The organism is Rhodococcus sp. 1168 (assembly GCF_002091955.1).
Classification (GTDB): domain Bacteria; phylum Actinomycetota; class Actinomycetes; order Mycobacteriales; family Mycobacteriaceae; genus Rhodococcoides.
Genome location: NZ_MKKY01000072.1, coordinates 1 through 17,778, shown reverse-complemented (window position 1 = coordinate 17,778; position 17,778 = coordinate 1). Strand labels below are relative to the sequence as shown.

The window sequence follows — 17,778 nt, the reverse complement described above, 5'->3', positions numbered from 1 at the left end:
GACAACCGAATTTCGGGCAGGTTCTAGCGGTAGCGAACGGTGACCGGGGCATGGTCGGACCAACGCTGGTCGTATGCCTCGGCGCGTTCGGTGACGGCGTCCTTGGCGCGCTCGGCCAGTGAAGGCGTTGCCAACTGGTAGTCGATCCGCCAGCCCGCATCGTTGTCGAAGGCCTTGCCTCGATACGACCACCAGCTGTACGGGCCCTCGACCTCAGGGTTGAGCTCGCGCACGACGTCGGTCCATGGGGACGTCGGGGCAAGGAGTGCGGCCACCCACTCGCGCTCCTCGGGTAGAAATCCGGACTTCTTGCGGTTGGTCTTCCACGCTTTGATATCGAGTTCGGTGGGCGCGATATTCCAGTCTCCGCACACGAGGACATCGCGGTCTTCGGCGATCGCGGACGTCGCCGTCTTCGCGAGATACTTCGCGAAGACCGCCATGAAACGTTCCTTTTCATCCTGGCGCTCGGTTCCGACCTCACCGGACGGCAGATACAGACTGGCCACCGTCACGTCGGCAAAGTCCGCCTCGATGTAGCGGCCGGACTCTGCAAACTCCTCGGCGTCGATCCCGACACGAACGGCGTCCGGAGCGGTACGCGAGAGAATGGCAACACCGTTCCTGCCTTTGGTCGACGGCTCTGCCGACGCCAGATGCCAGCCACTGTCCAATGCGGGTGCCAGCGCCTTGGTCAACTCGCCGTCGTTCGCACGGGTCTCCTGCAGGCAGATCACGTCGGCTTCGGTCGCCTCCAACCATGGCAACATTCCTTTACGCGAGGCCGCACGGATTCCGTTGACATTGACTGTGGATACGGTGATAGGCACGTGGGGCACCGTATCCGAGCCCTGTGACACTCGAAGTCACCGCCACCATCGCTTCACATACCGACAGCAAATTGCAGGAATGCTGCCGCAGCGACGACGAGCGGTCCCCGCATGAGTTGACGGATCATGTCCACCGGAATCTGGCCGAACGGCGTCGTGAGGATCAGGCCACCGTAATCGAGTGGCGGCCGACTCGTCGATCTGTAGAGCGCCAGCAGCGCAACTACCGGGATGATCGTCACCGCGATCACGGAAGCGTGCCAGAGAATCGGTAGGCACACCATGAAAAGGATCGAGACTGCCGCAGCCGGTACCGCTAGATGCGCCATCCTGATCCCGGCGTCGCTACCTCCGAACACCGCTCGAAACGTGTTCGACGCATTCACATCTCGCAACCCTCGCCCGAACCGGCCGGCGACCGTCACCGCGCACAAGAGCACCACGACGGGAATCGCCGCCGCGCTGACCGTCGCACCGGACACATACGGCAGAACGCACATGTAACCGAGCAGGCGAACCGCCCCACGATCGCGATGGACACGGCGAAAGTCTGCTTCGATCAGCGCTTTTGCGCCGTTCCAGCGAAAACGGCGTGAGGGTGCCGAGCCCATCAGTCGCCACGTCCTGGATGCCAACTCGGCGGACAGTATCGAACCGTCGATCATGGTCGTCGATGCACGCAGGGCGGTGAGCAGGTCCGATCCGGCGCTCAGGGAGACAGCGTCCAAGTGGCGCAAGCGGTATGCCCCGAGTGCTACTCCGACCCCCGATGCGACGATCGCGCCGACAGCGAGAGCGAGCGCAACGTGCGGCGAAACTCTCGGGGTCGAAGGGAACACCCCCGCACAACAGATCGCTCCGATCGAAGCAATCATTGAAATTGCCACTCGATAGAGCGTGGCGGCATGCCTGTCCTGCTGTCGAACGACACCGAATCCGACTGATCCCGCGCCGAGCGCCGCACCGAGAAGGCCACACCACCACCATGGAACCGGGGTTGTGGTGAACAGCGTCGACATTCGTACCAGAACAAGCCCGCCGATCGCACCGAATGTGGTGGACATCGCGAATCGAGGTGCCAACAGCGCTCCGCGAGAGACCGGAGATGAGTAGAGCCAATGCCTGTTCGTAGAACCGATCGCGAGTGGACCGAGTTCCGAGATTGCCTTCATCAGAGCGGCGAAGGCGATCATCGTGATACCGAACCCGACCTCGACCTCGACTTTCGCCGCACCACCAGGTAGAGCATTGGAGAAGGACATGGCTCCCGATTCGTGCCCGATCAGCCACCAGAGCAACCCGGCACCGACGAAGATCGGTAGCCCCCACACCGTCAGGTGATCACCTAGGTCGATCGGCTGACGTTCCCGGCGCCACCCGCGGATCCGACGGCGAATCGACGCCGCGGACGGATGCGATGCCGTGAGCACTATCGTGGCCATACGTCACCGTCCATAGTCGTATCCGCAACGGCATCGACGAGTGCGCGATCGTGCGAGGCCATCACAATGATGCAGCCCGACTGCTTCTCCCTGACGAGCGCGGACGCGAGCCACTTCTTGCCGGCGGCGTCGAGGCGTTGTTCTGGTTCGTCCAGAACAAGCATCTTGCGCGGTCGCACGAAAGCCGATCCCAGTGCAAGCCGGCGTTTCTGGCCGCTGGATAATGTGACGGGCAGCTGGTCGGCGGCCCGACCGAGTCCCACTGCCTCGAGAATTTCCGTTGCAACTTCGAACGAGTTCCTGGCACCATGAGCAGCTGCGACCAATTGGAGATGTTCGCTGACCGACAGATGCGGAAACGTGCCCCGGTCGTCGAGGACGGACGCTACTCGAGTTCGGAAGACCGGTGAAGATTCGTCGACGTTGTCACCGAAGAGCGAAATCGTGCCCTCGTCAAGCCTATCCGCTCCTGCTATGCATCGCAGCAGGGTCGTTTTCCCGGAACCGTTGGACCCGACTATCGCGCACGCGCTACCTTCGTCGACCCTGAAATTGATGCCACCGAACACGGTCAGCGAACCGAAACGCCTGGTGGCGTTGGTAATGACAAGCATACGAATTCTCCCGTGGATTCCTCGCAAGTGCACAAAAGCGAAGGAGTGGGAGAACTCGACGACTCAGAGTGCCCCCACCACGGAACCGGGTGCTCGCGGCATAGGCCGACCTGGCTCGTCGGGCCGATACTGTCTACGGAAGGACCCGCGAAGTCGACGTTGCTCGTGGTCGGGGCCGTGATCGGTCCGTGAAAGCAGGAGAATGAGACCGCGCCGACCCGAGATCACCACGACTGTGACGACGACGGCTGCGAGCACGAGTCCGAATGCGGCAGCGAACAACGAATCTTGGACCGTCGCCAGCACCACGAGTAGAACGAGGTAGGTCGCAGCGAGGTGGAGGAACTTCACTCGGCTCCCCTTCCACATTCAGTCGTGAAGCAGTGATGCATCCCAGAAGCGAGTCTCGACCATACTTGCTCAACGGTATCTCCGGAAGACCCCAACGACCGCTGGTGAAACCACACTCGAACACATGCCCTGTTTCGGTTCCTGGCGAAGCGAGGCCCCTTTCACCCGTTCTGCTGGACAGGTGGCACCACATCGGCGACGACTCCACAGGGGTGATTCGGCGCTAGTATCGAGAGCAGCGCCCAACGCACATTACGGAGGTACCATGGCCACCCTGCGTATCGAGCATTCCATCACCGACTTCGACACCTGGAACGACGCCTTCGGGCGGTTCGCGGAGCGGCGTAAAGATGGCGGCGTACTTGCCGAGAAAATCATGCAGCCCATCGACGACCCTCACTACGTATTCATCGACCTCGAGTTCGCCACTGTCGAAGCCGCGCAGCGCTTTCAGCAGTTCCTGGAGACTCAGGTGTGGTCGGATCCGGCCAAGTCTCCTGCACTCGAGGGCAGCCCACGAGCACGCGTGGCGGACATCGCGCCTGTCTGAGCCGAGAAACTCGGGTCCTCGGTGGTTGTTCCAAGGAACGGTCCATGAGACGTCGCCAGACTGCCGCCACACATGCTGGCCAGGAGTACATCCTCCGGCGTTTGTGGGACAGCGGCGGTGGGCATATTTTGCTGTGCGCCGTGGGACTTGACGACCGAACTCTCGCGCACACACTCACTGCAGTGGAACCGTCAGCAGCAATCAGCGTGTCGAAGCCCTCACCACGCAGGGCATAGTTCGACGCTTCGAGATGTCACCGGACTGCATGGTCTGTGCACTGTCGTTGCCGTTGTACGGTCAGTATGCGACGGGCATTGTCCTCGGCCAGATTCCATTCATTCCAACTCGACTCCGCTGCGACGGCTCTGCCGATCGCGCAACTGCGATAAGGCTCTTCGAGTCGGTCGAGTTCTTCGGTGGCGTCGGCGGACAGACGTGAAAGATATGTCGTGTCGATCTTTCCTGTCTGCTCGAAGCGATCCACGTTCTGCCGAGCGATGTAGGCGTCGGGGTTGATCACTGCCAACGCGAGGACGGTCAGAACTGCACTTCCCACAACCGCGCGGGGTAGCCATCGGCCGGACATCGACACTCCGGTGGCCATCAGGAGGACGAACACCGATCCGAGCCACAATTCCACCGCGGTGACGAACACCCTCAATGTCGTATATCCGTATTGCTGTTCGTACAGAGACATACGATGAAGTGCCGATCCGACGATCACCAAGGACAGTGCGCAGAGCACGCCCAGCAGCAGACGCAGTGCAAGGCGGTCGGATCCGGACACGCGGGACGCCTTTCGGATCGTGACCGCAAGCACCAGCAAAGTCAGGACCGTCACCGCGAGAAGCTGCCAGAACCCCTGGCGTGCATATTCGGCGTTGGTCAATCCGTCGGTCGTCCTGACGTGTGCTTGCCCACCGAACAGGGTTCGGAGCTGAACGAAGACGAACATCGTGAACAGAACGACCAACGATCCCAGCGGGACAGCCCACTCCCACAGCCGGAGTGACCCCGCGCTCGGCCGGGCCAAATCATCGAATCGAGGCGGATTTGCGACGACGTACGACACCGCGAGAGTCCCCGCGGCTACCAGTGCGAAGAGGAGAATTCGGGTGAACCCGCTGCCGAATCGTACTGTAGGTGTCGCACTGGACAGGACGTCGGCGAACTGCGGGTCGGCTCCGGCGAAAAGACCTGCGAAGACGAGGAACAGGACGGCCGTCGTGGCGGCGACGCGAAATATTCGACCAGGCGCAAGTCCCCGCATGTCGATCCGGCGCGATCCGCGGGTGCACCAACGCAGTACGCGTGCCGGCACCAGCAGGGGAAGCAGTGCACCGAGAGCGACCCCTGTCCACGTCCACGAGCGGGAGAGCACGACCCCGGCGACGAGCACGGCCATTACGACGGCGAGCGTCACGAGCCACTCTGCTGCACGGAATGCAGCGACCGAACTCAGGGCGACGACTCCGACAGCACCGACCATCTGCCACCGCGTCGGTGCGCCCTTCGATGCACGCAGTGCCGCGAAGATGATCGCTACGGCAGTGATGGGGTAGCCGATCCCGCGATCACCGAGAACGACCGCACCGATGCACCCGACGACCAGCGCGCCGATCAAGACATTGCGCGGCGCTGCTGCGTAACGGCGCGGCGGCCAGACTCGACGTGGCCACAGGGACCAGTTCTGCTTTCTCACAACGGCTTCGGGCTTGTCTACGATGATCACGAGAAGACCTCTTTCTGTTGCAGGCATGACAGAGCTCCACGGCACTGGTAAGCCGCGGTGGTGGTGAGCTGATTTCTGTTTCAGTTACAAGGAATGGATACCCGGATATGACATCCGGGACTGCGATCGAGCACTTCGATTGTGCCGCCGTGTAATTCGGTCGCCCAGCGGGCGATCGTCAGACCCAGCCCGGTGCCGCCATCGGTGGAGCCACCGCGAGTGAACCGGTCGAACACCCTCGACCGTTCTTCGGGTGCGATACCCGGGCCGTCGTCGACCACGTCGAACAGAAGTCGGCCACCGACCTGCCGAACCGAGAGAGCGACATCCGTTCCAGAGGGCGCGTGCCGAACGGCGTTGTCCACCAGGTTGTTCACGACCTGGGTCAGTCGAGCTCTGTCGGCGACGATCGACAGGCTCGGCGGCACCACATCGAGATGGACGCGGGGTTGCCCCTTCGTCGTGTCCGCCAGGAAGTCGTACACGAGGAACCGCTCTTCGCGGAGAGCAAGTACTCCTGCTTCCAACCGCGACAGATCGAGTAGCTCGGTCACGAGGTCACCGAGCTTTTCCGTCTGCCGCAGTGCAACGGACAGGATTGCGGGATCGGGTTCACTGACCCCGTCGACCAGGTTCTCCAGTACCGCTCGCAACGCAGCGATAGGGGTCTTCAGTTCGTGCGAGACGTTGCCGATCAGCTCTCGTCGATACTTCTCGGCCGCTTCGAGGTCTGTCGACATCGTGTTGAAGGCCGCAGCGAGCTGCCCGATCTCATCCCGAGAGGTAGCGCGCACCCGTCTCGAATAGTCTCCTCGCGCCATCGCTCCCGCGGCCACGGTCATGTCTCGCAACGGCGAGGTCATCCCGTGCGCCACAACCTGCGTCGCCACCAACGAGATGACGAGTGCTGCGAGCAACGCATAGCGAAACTGCCAACCCGCCCCGAACCAGAACGTGATACTTGCCGCCGCCAGCACCAACCCGACGATCAAGGACACCTTCAACTTGAACGAACCCAGCGGATCGAGCGGGCGCGGCAACCTGCGCGTCATCGATGCGAATACGCTGGTCACAGAGATCATCGCGGCACCTCCAACGCATAGCCGACGCCGTGCACGGTCCTGATGAGGTCGCCACCGAGCTTGCGTCGCAATGCCTTCACATGGCTGTCGACGGTACGACTGCTCGCCGAGTCCTCCCATCCCCACAACTCTGCCAGCAGCGTGTCACGGCCGACGGCGGTCCGGGGCCGAGAGGCAAGGTAGCTCAGAATGTCGAATTCGGTTCGTGTCAAATGAATTTCACCGTCGATGCCCGAGACTCGGCGTGCATCGTGATCGATCCGAATGGAACCGATACACGTGGGAGCGGATTCCTCGACCATCGTGCGTTCCGAGCGCCGGACGAGCGCATGAACGCGGGCAACCAACTCGCGCATGCTGAAGGGCTTCGACAAGTAGTCGTCCGCACCGACACCCAAGCCGACCAACATGTCGGTCTCCTCGGACTTCGCGGTGAGCATCAGGACCGGCACCGAGCGCTGCGCCTGAATTCGCCGACACACCTCGAGCCCGTCGAAGCCCGGCAGCATCACATCGAGCACCACCACGTCGGGCCGAGTTCTCGCGCACACCTCTACTGCAGTAGGACCGTCAGCAGCCGTCACGACGTCGAAGCCCTCACCACGCAGGCGCGCGGCAAGAGCGTCGGAGATAGTCGGTTCGTCGTCGACGACCAGGACTGTGCGGTTCATGCCCCTGACCCTAGAGGGCGGCTATGGAGGGGAACGACGGGAAATGTGGAGGTTCGGTGAAGATCGCGCCGCACAGTCACAACCCGCCCGGCGGAGCCTCGGCTAGAGCGCGGCTTTCGCGTCGGACTTCTTCTGCATCATCACCGCGACAGTCAGCACGCCCATGCCAGCGAGCGCCAACACACCGCCGACAGCCGCAGGAGCGGTGTATCCGAAGCCGGCAGCAATCACTGCACCACCGACGGCTGCTCCGATCGCGTTGGCAAGGTTGAACGCGGCATGGTTGAGCGAGGCGGCAAGAGTCTGTGCATCGGCTGCGACGTCCATGAGGCGGGTCTGCAAACCAGGCACCATCGACGAACCGGATGCGCCGATCAGAAACACGAACAGCAAGGCCGTGTACGGGTTCTGCGCCGCGAACACGAAACCGAACAAACTGAGGGCGATCGCGGTCAACGAGATGTACATCCCCCGAATCAGCATGCGGTCCGCGATATGGCCACCCGCATAGTTGCCGGCGACCATGCCGAGCCCGTAAATCATCAGCGCAACGGGAACCAAAGCCTTCGACAAGCCCGAGACGTCGGTGAGAGTGGTTGCGATGTAGGTGTACACGGCGAACATCCCGCCGAAACCGACGACGGCGATGATCAGCGTCATCCACACTTGCGGACGCCCCAAGGCACCGAGCTCGGTTATTGCCCGCGTGGTGGGCATTGCGTCCAGGCGAGGTATCCACGCAGCGATCGCGGCGACCGTCACGGCACCGATGACCGTCACGATGCCGAAGGCACTACGCCATCCGAAGGACTGCCCGACCCACGTGGCCACCGGCACCCCGACGACGTTGGCGATCGACAGACCCATCATGACCATGGCTACCGCTTTGGCACGTTTGCCGGGCTCCGCCAAGTGCGCGGCGACCAGCGCCGCGACACCGAAGTAGGCGCCATGCGGGAGGCCCGCAACGACACGCGACGCCATCAACTCGTAGAAACTCGGCGCGAAGACCGTGCCGAGGTTGCCGAGGGTGAATGCGGCCATCAAGGCGAGCAGCAACACCCGGCGAGGTACCCGTGCCGCCAGTATCGCGATGACGGGGGCGCCGATGACCACTCCGAGTGCGTAGGCCGAGATGAGATGTCCGGCGCTCGGCTCGGAGACGTTCATGGTCGTCGCAATTTCGGGCAACAGGCCCATGGACACGAACTCGGTGGTGCCGATGCCGAAGCCGCCGATGGACAAGGCAAGCATCGCGAAGCGTCGCCGAGTGGACAAAGTTCTGCGGCCGCCACTAGGACCGTTCGACACCCGCTCGCGCACAGCGCTGACATTCCTGGCGAACGCCGAATCGGGGACAGTCACAGCAGAACAACCTTTTCATCGATATGGGAACACGATCACTGTCGAACATGAAGAAAGGGACGACCCTGGTAGGAAACGTCCCCTTCTTCGATTCTCATCCCGCACGCACCCGATTTCCGAGTCCATAGCTGGTGATTGTCCTCACCCGAGCAGGTGATCAGCTGATTCACTGAATTACTTCAGGGCCCTCTGCAGGTTTTCGTCGAGTGCGCCGAGAAACTCTTCGGTGGACAGATAGCCCTGATCTCCTCCGACGAGCGCGGCAAGATCCTTGGTCATCTGGCCACCTTCGACGGTCTTGATGACAATGTCTTCCAATGCCTGAGCGAAGCCGATGACCTCGGGAGTACTGTCGAGCTTGCCGCGGTGCTCGAGACCTCGAGTCCACGCAAAGATCGACGCAATCGGATTGGTCGAGGTCGGTTTGCCTTGCTGGTGCTGACGAAAATGGCGAGTCACCGTGCCGTGTGCAGCCTCTGCTTCACAGGTCTTACCGTCCGGGGTAAGCAGAACCGACGTCATGAGGCCGAGCGAACCGAAGCCCTGCGCGACGGTGTCCGACTGGACGTCGCCGTCGTAGTTCTTGCAGGCCCAGACGTAGCCGCCCTCCCACTTCATGGACGACGCGACCATGTCATCGATGAGGCGGTGCTCGTACGTCAGCCCGGCAGCGTCGAACTCCGCCTTGAATTCTTTTTCGTAGATGTGCTGGAAGGTGTCCTTGAATTGGCCGTCGTAGGCCTTGAGGATCGTGTTCTTGGTCGACAAGTACACCGGGTAGTTCTGCTGCAAACCGTAGTTGAGCGACGCACGAGCGAAATCGATGATCGACTGGTTGAAGTTGTACTGACCTTGCACGACGCCGCCGAGGCTCTCCTCGGTGAACCTGACCAGCTCGTGCTGGATCGGCTCACTGCCGTCCTCGGGCATGTAGGTGATGGTCACGGTGCCGGGTCCAGGCACCTTGAAGTCGATGGCGCGGTACTGGTCGCCGAAGGCGTGACGGCCGATGATGATCGGCTTGGTCCAGCCCGGTACCAGTCGCGGGACGTTGGAAATGATGATCGGCGCCCGGAAGATGGTGCCACCGAGGATATTGCGAATCGTCCCGTTGGGCGAACGCCACATCTTCTTCAGGCCGAATTCCTCGACGCGAGCCTCGTCCGGAGTGATCGTCGCGCATTTGACCCCGACGCCGTGCTTCTTGATTGCGTTCGCGGCATCGACGGTGACTTGGTCGTCCGTCTTGTCCCTGGATTCGATTCCCAAGTCGTAGTACTCGAGATCGACATCGAGGTACGGATGGATGAGCTTGTCCTTGATGAACTGCCAGATGATGCGTGTCATCTCATCGCCGTCGAGTTCGACGACCTTGCCTTCGACCTTGATCTTGGACATGTGGGGTTCGCGTCCTCCTGGGAAGTATGCCGTTTCGTCTTCCGTAGCTGCCAGTGTTGCCGCAGAACCGACGTGGTGGGTCGATCAGTGGTCCCACTCGTATTACGCCTCTTCGCTGCTGGGCCGAGTGCGTGTACTCGACTTCGAACGTATACGCCGCGCGCGCAGTGCGTGAGCGTGCGAGGAAACAAGACAAGCGTACTGCTTGCCTGCTCAGGCATGGCCGGTGACCCTTTCGGGGAAGCTCCGACCGCCGACCACTAAGTGCGCTGGTCACGGCCCGATCGACATCGACAACGGTGTCGCTATTCGACGTGTCGGAGGACACGCTAGGATTCTGCAAAGGTCATGAGTGTCAGCGTCAAAGCCCCGGCTTGCTGGCCGGCAACCCTCCAACCGCGGTGGGGTGCCCCGGGTGAGAAGACCTGGTTAGTCGACTGCGTTCGCGTAGTCGGAGAACAAGCGCGGGTTCGCCCAGGGGCGAACCCAACAACCGATCACAACCACGTTCGGTTGCAAGCCCCTAGGAGGTTCACGATGTGTTGTCGCTTCGATACGCCCCGCCCGGCTCGCTACGCCGAGCCCCAGCCGAATCGCACTCTTGAATCGAAAACGGAGTAGTTACCCACCATGAGCGAGAACACACCCGACGTCGTAGATGCCGCCGGCTCACCCATCGAAGATCCCACCGCGTCGTGGAGCTTCGAAACCAAGCAAATCCACGTAGGTCAGAGCGCTGACGGCGTCACACGCGCACGCGCGCTACCGATCTACCAGACGACGTCGTACACCTTCGACAGCACCGATCACGCTGCCGCGCTCTTCGGACTGACCGAGCCCGGCAACATCTACACCCGCATCATGAACCCGACGCAGGATGCCGTGGAGCAGCGCATCGCAGCGCTGGAGGGTGGCGTTGCAGCGCTGCTCTTGGCCTCCGGACAAGCTGCCGAGACTCTTGCAATCCTGAACATCGCCGAAGCAGGCGATCACATAGTCTCGAGTCCGCGCTTGTACGGCGGGACGTACAACCTTTTCCACTACACGTTGCGGAAACTGGGTATCACCGTCAGCTTCGTCTCCGATCCCGACGATCTCGAGGAGTGGCGCTCCGCGATCACGCCGAAGACGAAGGCGTTCTACGGCGAAACGATCTCGAACCCCAAGAACGACATCTTCGACATTCCCGGAGTGTCGAAGATCGCGCACGAGAACGGCCTTCCGCTGATCGTCGACAACACCGTCGCGACGCCATATCTCATTCAGCCGCTGAAGCACGGCGCCGACATCGTCGTCCATTCGGCCACCAAGTACCTCGGGGGCCACGGCACGGCAATCGCAGGCGTCATCGTCGACGGTGGCACTTTCGACTGGACCCAAGGGCGCCACGACAACTTCACCACTCCCGACCCGAGCTATCATGGCGTGGTGTTCGCGGACCTCGGCGCACCGGCCTTCGCCCTCAAGGCTCGCGTCCAACTGCTTCGCGACATCGGAGCCGCTGTCGCACCGTTCAACGCATTCCTGATCAGCCAGGGACTCGAGACGCTGAGCCTTCGGATGGAGCGCCACGTCGAGAACGCTCAGAAGGTAGCAGCCTTCGTCGAGGCCCGCAGTGAGGTGGTCAGTGTCAATTACGCAGGCCTGAAGTCCTCCCCGTGGTTCGAACGTGGCCAGGAATTGGCACCGAAGGGGCAGGGCGCAATCGTCGCTTTCGAACTGAAGGGCGGCATCGACGCCGGCAAGAAGTTCGTCGACGCACTGAGTCTGCACAGCCATGTAGCTAACATCGGTGATGTGCGTTCACTCGTAATTCATCCCGCATCGACAACTCACTCACAGCTCTCACCCGAGGAGCAGATCGCTGCGGGTGTCACTCCGGGACTGGTGCGCCTCGCGGTGGGCATCGAAGGGATCGACGACATCGTCGCTGATCTCGAGCGCGGATTCGCTGCGGCGGCGTCTTGACCATCGGCTCAGTGCACGACGTCCGTTCGGCCGCAGGGTTTCCTGCGCCGGACGGACGGCTCGGCAGTATCGACATCGGTCGGTTGGACCTCGAGAACGGCGCGTCCCTGCCACAGGTGACCATCGCCGTTCAACGTTGGGGTGAGCTGTCCCCGAACCGCGACAACGTGGTGCTCGTCGAGCATGCGTTGACCGGGGACTCGCATGTGTCCGGACCTGCCGGAGGCGCTCATGCCTTGCCCGGGTGGTGGAACGGGATGGTCGGGCCCGGCGCTCCGATCGACACGGACGAGTGGTGTGTCATCGCCTCCAACGTGCTCGGTGGTTGCGGTGGGACGACAGGACCGTCTTCGCTGAATACGAGCGGATTCCCCTACGGCAGTACCTTTCCGGAGATCTCGATCCGCGACCAGGTGTCCGCGGAGATAGCTCTCGCCGATGCACTCGGCATCGAAAGGTTCGCAGCCGTGGTCGGCGGCTCGATGGGAGGCATGCGCACGCTCGAGTGGATAGTGGGATACCCGGACCGCGTCGCGTCAGCTCTGGTGCTCGCGGTCGGAGGCCGCGCAACTGCCGACCAAATCGGTACGCAGACAACTCAAATCGAGGCGATCAAGGCCGATCCCGACTGGCAGGGCGGCAACTACCACGGAACCGGCCGGGCCCCACGGGTCGGACTGGGCATAGCGCGCCGAATCGCTCACCTGACGTACCGAACCGAGAGCGAGCTAGACCTGAGGTTCGCCAACTCCGGTCAAGGCGAAGAAGATCCATGGCAGGGCGGACGATACTCGGTCGAAAGCTACCTTCAGCATCAGGCGAGCAAGCTGGTCGACCGCTTCGACGCAAGCACCTACGTATTGCTGACCGAAGCTATGAACAGACACGACATCGGACGTGGGCGAGGTGGATTCGACGCCGCCTTGGCCATGGCCACCGTCCCGACGATCGTCGGCGGCGTCGACTCCGATCGACTCTATCCCTTGCGGCTACAGAAGGAGCTCGCCCGCGGCCTCCCGGAATGCCGCGGCCTCGAGGTCATTCAGTCACGTGATGGCCACGACGGGTTTCTGACCGAAGCCAACGCAGTATCCGCACTACTCGGCGAGACGATGAAGCATGCGCGCGTCTCGACGGGTCGCACCAGCTGAGTATTCGACCGGACGAATACTCAGTCGGTGCCGAGCGGATCGATCGACGCCGCCAGCAACACGATGGCTCCCCCGACCAGCGCCATGGCCGAGACGTCGAAGGTTCTACTTCGGACCTGTAGCAGGCCGACGTTCTTCTCCGGCATACACAACCGGAAGCCTGCGGCCGCTATCGTCGCCACACCGAATACGAAGGCACCGCGGCGCCACCGATCCGCAAGAACGAGAACGAGCGCCGCCGCAATGATCACGAGCACGATGACGAGCGGCAGGTTCTTGCGGATCTGGGACCACATCGAAGGTCAGACCGCTTCTGTGGTGGTTGCGAGAGCCTGCTCGGCCCGCTCGACCACGTTCGACAGTAGGAACGCTCTCGTCAGCGGACCGACTCCACCAGGGTTGGGCGAGAGGAAACCGGCGACTTCGGCCACCTCGGGCGCAACGTCGCCGCGCAGTCCCTCATCCGTTCGAGTAACCCCGACGTCGAGCACTGCGGCACCGGGCTTGATCATGTCCGCGGTGACAATTCCGGGAACTCCCGCAGCCGCAATGACGACGTCGGCGCGGCGAACCTCGGCGGCCAGGTCCTTGGTCCCGGTGTGGCACAGGGTGACGGTGGAGTTCTCGCTCTTACGAGTGAGCAGCAGTCCGATAGGCCGGCCGACCGTTACCCCGCGACCGATGACGACGGCATGGGCTCCGTCGAGCGCCACGTCGTAGCGACGGAGGAGATGGACGATCCCTCGTGGGGTGCAGGGCAATGCTGCCTGCTTACCCAGGACGAGTCGACCGAGGTTGATCGGGTGCAGTCCGTCGGCATCCTTGGATGGGTCGATCCGTTCGAGCGCAGCGTTCTCGTCGAGATGCTTCGGAAGTGGAAGCTGCACGATGTAACCGGTGCACTCGGGATTGGCGTTGAGCTCGTCGATCACGGCGTCGAGCTCCGCCTGTGAAATGTCCGCAGGCAGATCCCGCCGAATCGAGGTGATACCGACTTTGGCGCAGTCGTTGTGTTTGCCGCGGACGTACGCCGCCGAGCCGGGATCATCGCCCACCAGCACCGTGCCGAGCCCGGGAACGATCCCGTGTTCTCGTAGCTTTGTCACTCGCTGAGTGAGATCGACGAAGATCTCGTCTCGAGTTGCTTTGCCGTCCAGAATCGTCGCAGTCACGCTCGCTATTGTTCCAGGTGCCAGCGGGTCGAGCGGACGCCGGTCCGCAAGTAGTCAGCCCTCGACCGAAAGCCCGTGTGCCTGGGCGTACGCGACCGCCTGTGTCAGCTCGATCCGGGCACCCGTCACCGTCGCAGACATCCAGAGGTGTGCGTCGATCCGAGCGCCACGAAGATCGGATTCCTGCATCTTGGCGCCTACGGTTCGTGCGCCACTGAGATCCACCGAACGCAGAATCGCTTTACGCAGGTCGGTGTTCACCAAGTTCGCCTCGACCATGCGGCAGTTGGTCAAGTCCATCCCGCGCATGTCAGCTCCCCCCATTCCTACCAATGTGAAGTCGACCTCGTCGAAAGTCGACGGGCGCATCCGACAATCGACGAAGGTCGAGCCGATCATGGTCGAATGACGGAAGACGCTGTGTTGCAGATTGGTTCGTGCGAAGGTGCAGGAGCGAAACGCTGCGTTGACATGGACCGATTCGGTCAGATCCGTGCCGGTGAAATCACATTCGGTGAAGACCACCGCGGTGGTCTTCACGCCGCTGAGGTCGGCGTCTCGAAAGTTGCACGCCACGTATTCCCGGTCGTGCCATTGCTGTTGATCGAGTCTCGCGTCGGAGTAGTCCTCGCCGATAATCTGGTTCTCGTGCACCTCTTCCATTCTCCCGGTAGGGCTGATGGCAGAGTGAACCGGGTGTTTCGCCTCATGTTCTTTCAGCCACGCATTCCTCAGAACACCGGAAACGCGATCCGACTCGTCGCTGGCACCGGATGTGAACTGCACTTGGTCGGCCCCCTGGGGTTCGACATGTCCGAGCCCAAACTCAAGCGCGCCGGCCTGGACTACCACGATCTGGCCTCGGTGACCGTCCACGAGAATCTGGCTGCCGCATGGGAGGCACTGGCGCCGGAACGCGTGTTCGCCTATACCGCACATGCGAGCAAGTTTCACGCGGACGTTTCCTATCGCCCCGATGACGTGTTGCTGTTCGGTCCCGAACCGACAGGTCTCCCCGAGGAAGTGCTCCGCGATCCGCTGGTCACCGAACAGCTGCGCATTCCGATGATCGAGGGTCGACGATCGCTCAACCTTGCCAACGCGGCCGCCGTCGTCATGTACGAGGCATGGCGCCAACACGGATTCGCCGGGAGTGTGTGACGGTCACCTCGACTTTTCGTCCTCGACATCCTCCCCTTACTCGACCCTCTCGGTGGTGCCGCGGCGGACGATCCCGACGATGACGTAGACGACCAGAGCACCCACTGTGAGAGTTCCCAACCACGTAAATAGCCCAGCCGAGGGCCACCAGCGCGTCTCTCCCGGTGTCGAGAAGCGAATTCCATCCAGCGACAATGCCGTCCCATAAGTTGTTCGGCCCCGGTGCTTGCCTGAGGTGCTCGGCAGATTCCACCTCGAACAGATCCGCAGTGGTGAGCGCTCCCACGATCAAGGCCTTCAGGCGACCGGACGAGACCCGCGAAGGCGTGCCGAATCGTTACACGGAGTAGGGATAAATCACTGATGACCGCAGCGCAGAACCGGGGTACGGTGTGCCGCACCGACCCATTTCGTTTCCTTGAAGGAGCCCCTGTTGTTCTCCGCTTTTTCTTCGCTCGCCCGCTCAGCATCGTTCACCTCGACATCACAGGGCCTTTCACGGTCGGTTAGTCGGTTATCCCGTACCGCAGCAGTTTTCGCTGTTTCCAGCGGTTTCGTCGCTGCCGGATTCGCCGGAGCCGGATTCGCCGGAGCCGGCGTGGCAAATGCAGCTCCGGTGACGTGCGTATCCCCTCCGTCGGCCAATCAAATTCTCGTCGACGGGAACGCCAGCTGCGGGGCAACGTCCGCAGAAGGATCGCGTTCGACCGCCACAGCAGCAGACAGTGGAACGGCCGTCAGCGTTGCCGAAACCGGCGGCACCTCGAACACATACGCGACGGGATTCGGAACGGCCCTCGGCGCGTCACGCGCAGGCGGCACATCATATGCGGGCGCAATCGGCGGCGGCATCGCACATTCATGGGCAGACGCAGGTTCGACCACCATCGCGATCGCCGGTTGGGGTTCCGGCGCAACCGCCGAAGCTGCAGGCGTCGACTGCGTCGGACCACTTTCTCTCGCGTTGAACCTCGCTTCCGGACAGTTCTGCATCCTCGGAAGTTGACCCTCGGCGCGCCTCGTGCACACGCACGAGGCGCGCTTTGGCCGGAGTTGATCTACGACAAAAGGTAGTAACTCCTCCTCCAGCGGTTTATGATTATCGTCACTTCCATCGTCAGGAGGATCAGTGACCGCTGTTGAGCCCAAGCCCACTGCCACCGTGAAAGCGGTGAGACCTTTCCCGCCGCGGATGGGACCGAAAGGTTCGTTCATTCACAAGGCGGTGACGACGACCGACCCCAAAATGTTGGGGATCATGTACATCGCAACTTCCATCTCGTTCTTCCTCATCGGCGGCTTGATGGCGTTGCTCATTCGCGCCGAGCTCGCGGTACCGGGCTTGCAATTCCTCTCGAACGAGCAGTACAACCAGCTGTTCACCATGCACGGCACGATCATGCTGTTGCTGTACGCGACGCCGATCGTGTTCGGCTTCGCCAACTACATCTTGCCGCTGCAGATCGGTGCCCCGGACGTAGCGTTCCCGCGGCTGAACGCGTTCTCGTACTGGCTCTACCTGTTCGGCGCGATAGTCGCTACATCCGGCTTCATCACCCCCGGTGGTGCAGCTGACTTCGGTTGGACCGCATATACCCCACTTTCGAGTGCGTTGCACTCGCCGGGTGTCGGTGCGGATCTGTGGATTTTCGGTCTCGCCGTCGCAGGCTTGGGCACCATCTTGGGTGCCGTCAACATGATCACGACGGTCATCTGCTTGCGAGCACCGGGTATGACGATGTTCCGGATGCCCATTTTCACGTGGAACATCCTGGTCACCAGCATCCTGATCCTTATGGCGTTCCCGCTGTTGACGGCGGCGTTACTGGGATTGGCGGCGGATCGACATCTCGGTGCGCATCTGTTCGATCCGGCGACGGGTGGAGCTGTGTTGTGGCAGCACCTGTTCTGGTTCTTCGGTCACCCCGAGGTGTACATCATCGCGTTGCCGTTCTTTGGAATCGTGTCCGAAGTATTCCCGGTCTTCTCGCGTAAGCCGATTTTCGGCTACACCACCTTGATCTACGCAACGATCGCTATCGGGGCTCTCTCGATGTCGGTGTGGGCGCACCATATGTTTGCCACAGGCGCAGTGTTGTTGCCGTTCTTCTCGTTCATGTCGTTCTTGATCGCGGTGCCCACCGGTGTGAAGCTCTTCAACTGGATTGGCACGATGTGGCGGGGCCAGGTGACACTGGAAACCCCGATGCTCTTCGCTATCGGCTTTCTGATCACCTTCCTCTTCGGCGGCCTCTCCGGAGTGCTGCTCGCCAGCCCGCCGATCGACTTCC

The 17,778-nt window shown here is 62.0% G+C and carries 18 protein-coding genes and 1 riboswitch; of the genes, 6 read left to right on the top strand and 12 right to left on the bottom strand.

Annotation, left to right across the window (positions count from 1 at the left end; all coding sequences use genetic code 11):
• Window positions 1–23 precede the first annotated feature (23 nt).
• The 4 genes from BJI47_RS14245 to BJI47_RS14230 all read right to left on the bottom strand — a co-directional run bounded on the left by BJI47_RS14245 (window position 24) and on the right by BJI47_RS14230 (window position 3,237).
• Window positions 24–839 carry an exodeoxyribonuclease III gene (locus BJI47_RS14245; protein WP_088944345.1) on the bottom strand — a complete coding sequence of 272 codons (816 nt, stop codon included), beginning with the start codon at window positions 837–839 and terminating at the stop codon, window positions 24–26.
• A gap of 44 nt (window positions 840–883) precedes the next feature.
• On the bottom strand, window positions 884–2,272 hold the full coding sequence (locus BJI47_RS14240) for a DUF6297 family protein (protein ID WP_088944344.1): 1,389 nt from the start codon (window positions 2,270–2,272) through the stop codon (window positions 884–886).
• On the bottom strand, window positions 2,260–2,886 hold the full coding sequence (locus BJI47_RS14235; RefSeq protein WP_088944618.1) for an ABC transporter ATP-binding protein: 627 nt from the start codon (window positions 2,884–2,886) through the stop codon (window positions 2,260–2,262). The genes BJI47_RS14240 and BJI47_RS14235 overlap by 13 nt, the downstream gene beginning before the upstream one ends.
• A 63-nt stretch (window positions 2,887–2,949) precedes the next feature.
• Complete coding sequence (locus tag BJI47_RS14230) at window positions 2,950–3,237, bottom strand: DUF6412 domain-containing protein (RefSeq protein WP_254900603.1); 288 nt, start codon at window positions 3,235–3,237, stop codon at window positions 2,950–2,952.
• Between the two features lie 265 nt (window positions 3,238–3,502).
• On the opposite strand from BJI47_RS14230, the gene BJI47_RS14225 reads away from it, so the two are divergent.
• Window positions 3,503–3,787 (top strand): hypothetical protein, encoded by a 285-nt coding sequence (locus BJI47_RS14225; protein WP_088944342.1) that lies wholly within the window; start codon window positions 3,503–3,505, stop codon window positions 3,785–3,787.
• Between the two features lie 253 nt (window positions 3,788–4,040).
• Here BJI47_RS14225 and BJI47_RS14220 read toward each other — a convergent pair whose 3' ends face one another.
• From BJI47_RS14220 to BJI47_RS14200, 5 genes are all read right to left on the bottom strand, one after another.
• Window positions 4,041–5,546 carry a DUF4173 domain-containing protein gene (locus BJI47_RS14220; protein ID WP_088944341.1) on the bottom strand — a complete coding sequence of 502 codons (1,506 nt, stop codon included), beginning with the start codon at window positions 5,544–5,546 and terminating at the stop codon, window positions 4,041–4,043.
• Between the two features lie 53 nt (window positions 5,547–5,599).
• Window positions 5,600–6,601: a HAMP domain-containing sensor histidine kinase gene (locus tag BJI47_RS14215; RefSeq protein WP_254900602.1), complete on the bottom strand. Its 1,002-nt coding sequence runs from the start codon at window positions 6,599–6,601 to the stop codon at window positions 5,600–5,602.
• Window positions 6,598–7,272, bottom strand: coding sequence for a response regulator transcription factor (locus BJI47_RS14210; RefSeq protein WP_088944340.1), 675 nt, complete (start codon window positions 7,270–7,272; stop codon window positions 6,598–6,600). Before BJI47_RS14210 ends, BJI47_RS14215 begins: the two co-directional genes overlap by 4 nt.
• Before the next feature lie 102 nt (window positions 7,273–7,374).
• Window positions 7,375–8,526 carry an MFS transporter gene (locus tag BJI47_RS14205; protein WP_088944616.1) on the bottom strand — a complete coding sequence of 384 codons (1,152 nt, stop codon included), beginning with the start codon at window positions 8,524–8,526 and terminating at the stop codon, window positions 7,375–7,377.
• A 285-nt stretch (window positions 8,527–8,811) separates the two neighbouring features.
• Window positions 8,812–10,035, bottom strand: a complete 1,224-nt coding sequence (locus BJI47_RS14200) for an NADP-dependent isocitrate dehydrogenase (protein WP_088944339.1) — start codon at window positions 10,033–10,035, stop codon at window positions 8,812–8,814.
• Window positions 10,036–10,379: 344 nt separating this feature from the next.
• Window positions 10,380–10,506, top strand: a riboswitch (SAM riboswitch).
• Between the two features lie 159 nt (window positions 10,507–10,665).
• Between BJI47_RS14200 and BJI47_RS14195 the strand changes: the two genes are divergently transcribed.
• Window positions 10,666–12,003 carry a bifunctional o-acetylhomoserine/o-acetylserine sulfhydrylase gene (locus BJI47_RS14195; RefSeq protein WP_088944338.1) on the top strand — a complete coding sequence of 446 codons (1,338 nt, stop codon included), beginning with the start codon at window positions 10,666–10,668 and terminating at the stop codon, window positions 12,001–12,003.
• On the top strand, window positions 12,000–13,154 hold the full coding sequence (locus BJI47_RS14190) for a homoserine O-acetyltransferase (RefSeq protein WP_088944337.1): 1,155 nt from the start codon (window positions 12,000–12,002) through the stop codon (window positions 13,152–13,154). The genes BJI47_RS14195 and BJI47_RS14190 overlap by 4 nt, the downstream gene beginning before the upstream one ends.
• Window positions 13,155–13,174: 20 nt before the next feature.
• On the opposite strand, the gene BJI47_RS14185 is transcribed toward BJI47_RS14190, so the two are convergent.
• From BJI47_RS14185 to BJI47_RS14175, 3 genes are read right to left on the bottom strand one after another with little or no spacing between them, the layout of a single operon-like run.
• Entirely contained in the window at window positions 13,175–13,450 is a 276-nt protein-coding gene (locus tag BJI47_RS14185) for a DUF3017 domain-containing protein (protein ID WP_088944336.1), read from the bottom strand.
• A 6-nt stretch (window positions 13,451–13,456) separates the two neighbouring features.
• Window positions 13,457–14,326, bottom strand: coding sequence for a bifunctional methylenetetrahydrofolate dehydrogenase/methenyltetrahydrofolate cyclohydrolase (locus BJI47_RS14180; RefSeq protein WP_217808544.1), 870 nt, complete (start codon window positions 14,324–14,326; stop codon window positions 13,457–13,459).
• Window positions 14,327–14,380: 54 nt separating this feature from the next.
• Window positions 14,381–14,989: a pentapeptide repeat-containing protein gene (locus BJI47_RS14175; RefSeq protein WP_088944334.1), complete on the bottom strand. Its 609-nt coding sequence runs from the start codon at window positions 14,987–14,989 to the stop codon at window positions 14,381–14,383.
• Between the two features lie 33 nt (window positions 14,990–15,022).
• On the opposite strand from BJI47_RS14175, the gene BJI47_RS14170 reads away from it, so the two are divergent.
• From BJI47_RS14170 to BJI47_RS14160, 3 genes are all read left to right on the top strand, one after another.
• Entirely contained in the window at window positions 15,023–15,487 is a 465-nt protein-coding gene (locus BJI47_RS14170) for a tRNA (cytidine(34)-2'-O)-methyltransferase (RefSeq protein ID WP_176224865.1), read from the top strand.
• Between the two features lie 433 nt (window positions 15,488–15,920).
• Window positions 15,921–16,493 (top strand): DUF6764 family protein, encoded by a 573-nt coding sequence (locus BJI47_RS14165; protein WP_254900601.1) that lies wholly within the window; start codon window positions 15,921–15,923, stop codon window positions 16,491–16,493.
• 123 nt (window positions 16,494–16,616) lie between these two features.
• A partial coding sequence (locus BJI47_RS14160) for a cbb3-type cytochrome c oxidase subunit I (RefSeq protein WP_176224864.1) occupies window positions 16,617–17,778 on the top strand: 1,162 nt, incomplete at its 3' end.

Coding starts and splice junctions, on each gene's coding strand:
- BJI47_RS14200 (WP_088944339.1), bottom strand. CDS start 10,035: ATGTCCAAGATCAAGGTCGAAGGCAAGGTCGTCGAACTCGACGGCGAT.
- BJI47_RS14195 (WP_088944338.1), top strand. CDS start 10,666: ATGAGCGAGAACACACCCGACGTCGTAGATGCCGCCGGCTCACCCATC.
- BJI47_RS14240 (WP_088944344.1), bottom strand. CDS start 2,272: ATGGCCACGATAGTGCTCACGGCATCGCATCCGTCCGCGGCGTCGATT.
- BJI47_RS14205 (WP_088944616.1), bottom strand. CDS start 8,526: ATGCTTGCCTTGTCCATCGGCGGCTTCGGCATCGGCACCACCGAGTTC.
- BJI47_RS14235 (WP_088944618.1), bottom strand. CDS start 2,886: ATGCTTGTCATTACCAACGCCACCAGGCGTTTCGGTTCGCTGACCGTG.
- BJI47_RS14225 (WP_088944342.1), top strand. CDS start 3,503: ATGGCCACCCTGCGTATCGAGCATTCCATCACCGACTTCGACACCTGG.
- BJI47_RS14220 (WP_088944341.1), bottom strand. CDS start 5,546: ATGCCTGCAACAGAAAGAGGTCTTCTCGTGATCATCGTAGACAAGCCC.
- BJI47_RS14215 (WP_254900602.1), bottom strand. CDS start 6,601: ATGATCTCTGTGACCAGCGTATTCGCATCGATGACGCGCAGGTTGCCG.
- BJI47_RS14210 (WP_088944340.1), bottom strand. CDS start 7,272: ATGAACCGCACAGTCCTGGTCGTCGACGACGAACCGACTATCTCCGAC.
- BJI47_RS14185 (WP_088944336.1), bottom strand. CDS start 13,450: ATGTGGTCCCAGATCCGCAAGAACCTGCCGCTCGTCATCGTGCTCGTG.
- BJI47_RS14175 (WP_088944334.1), bottom strand. CDS start 14,989: ATGGAAGAGGTGCACGAGAACCAGATTATCGGCGAGGACTACTCCGAC.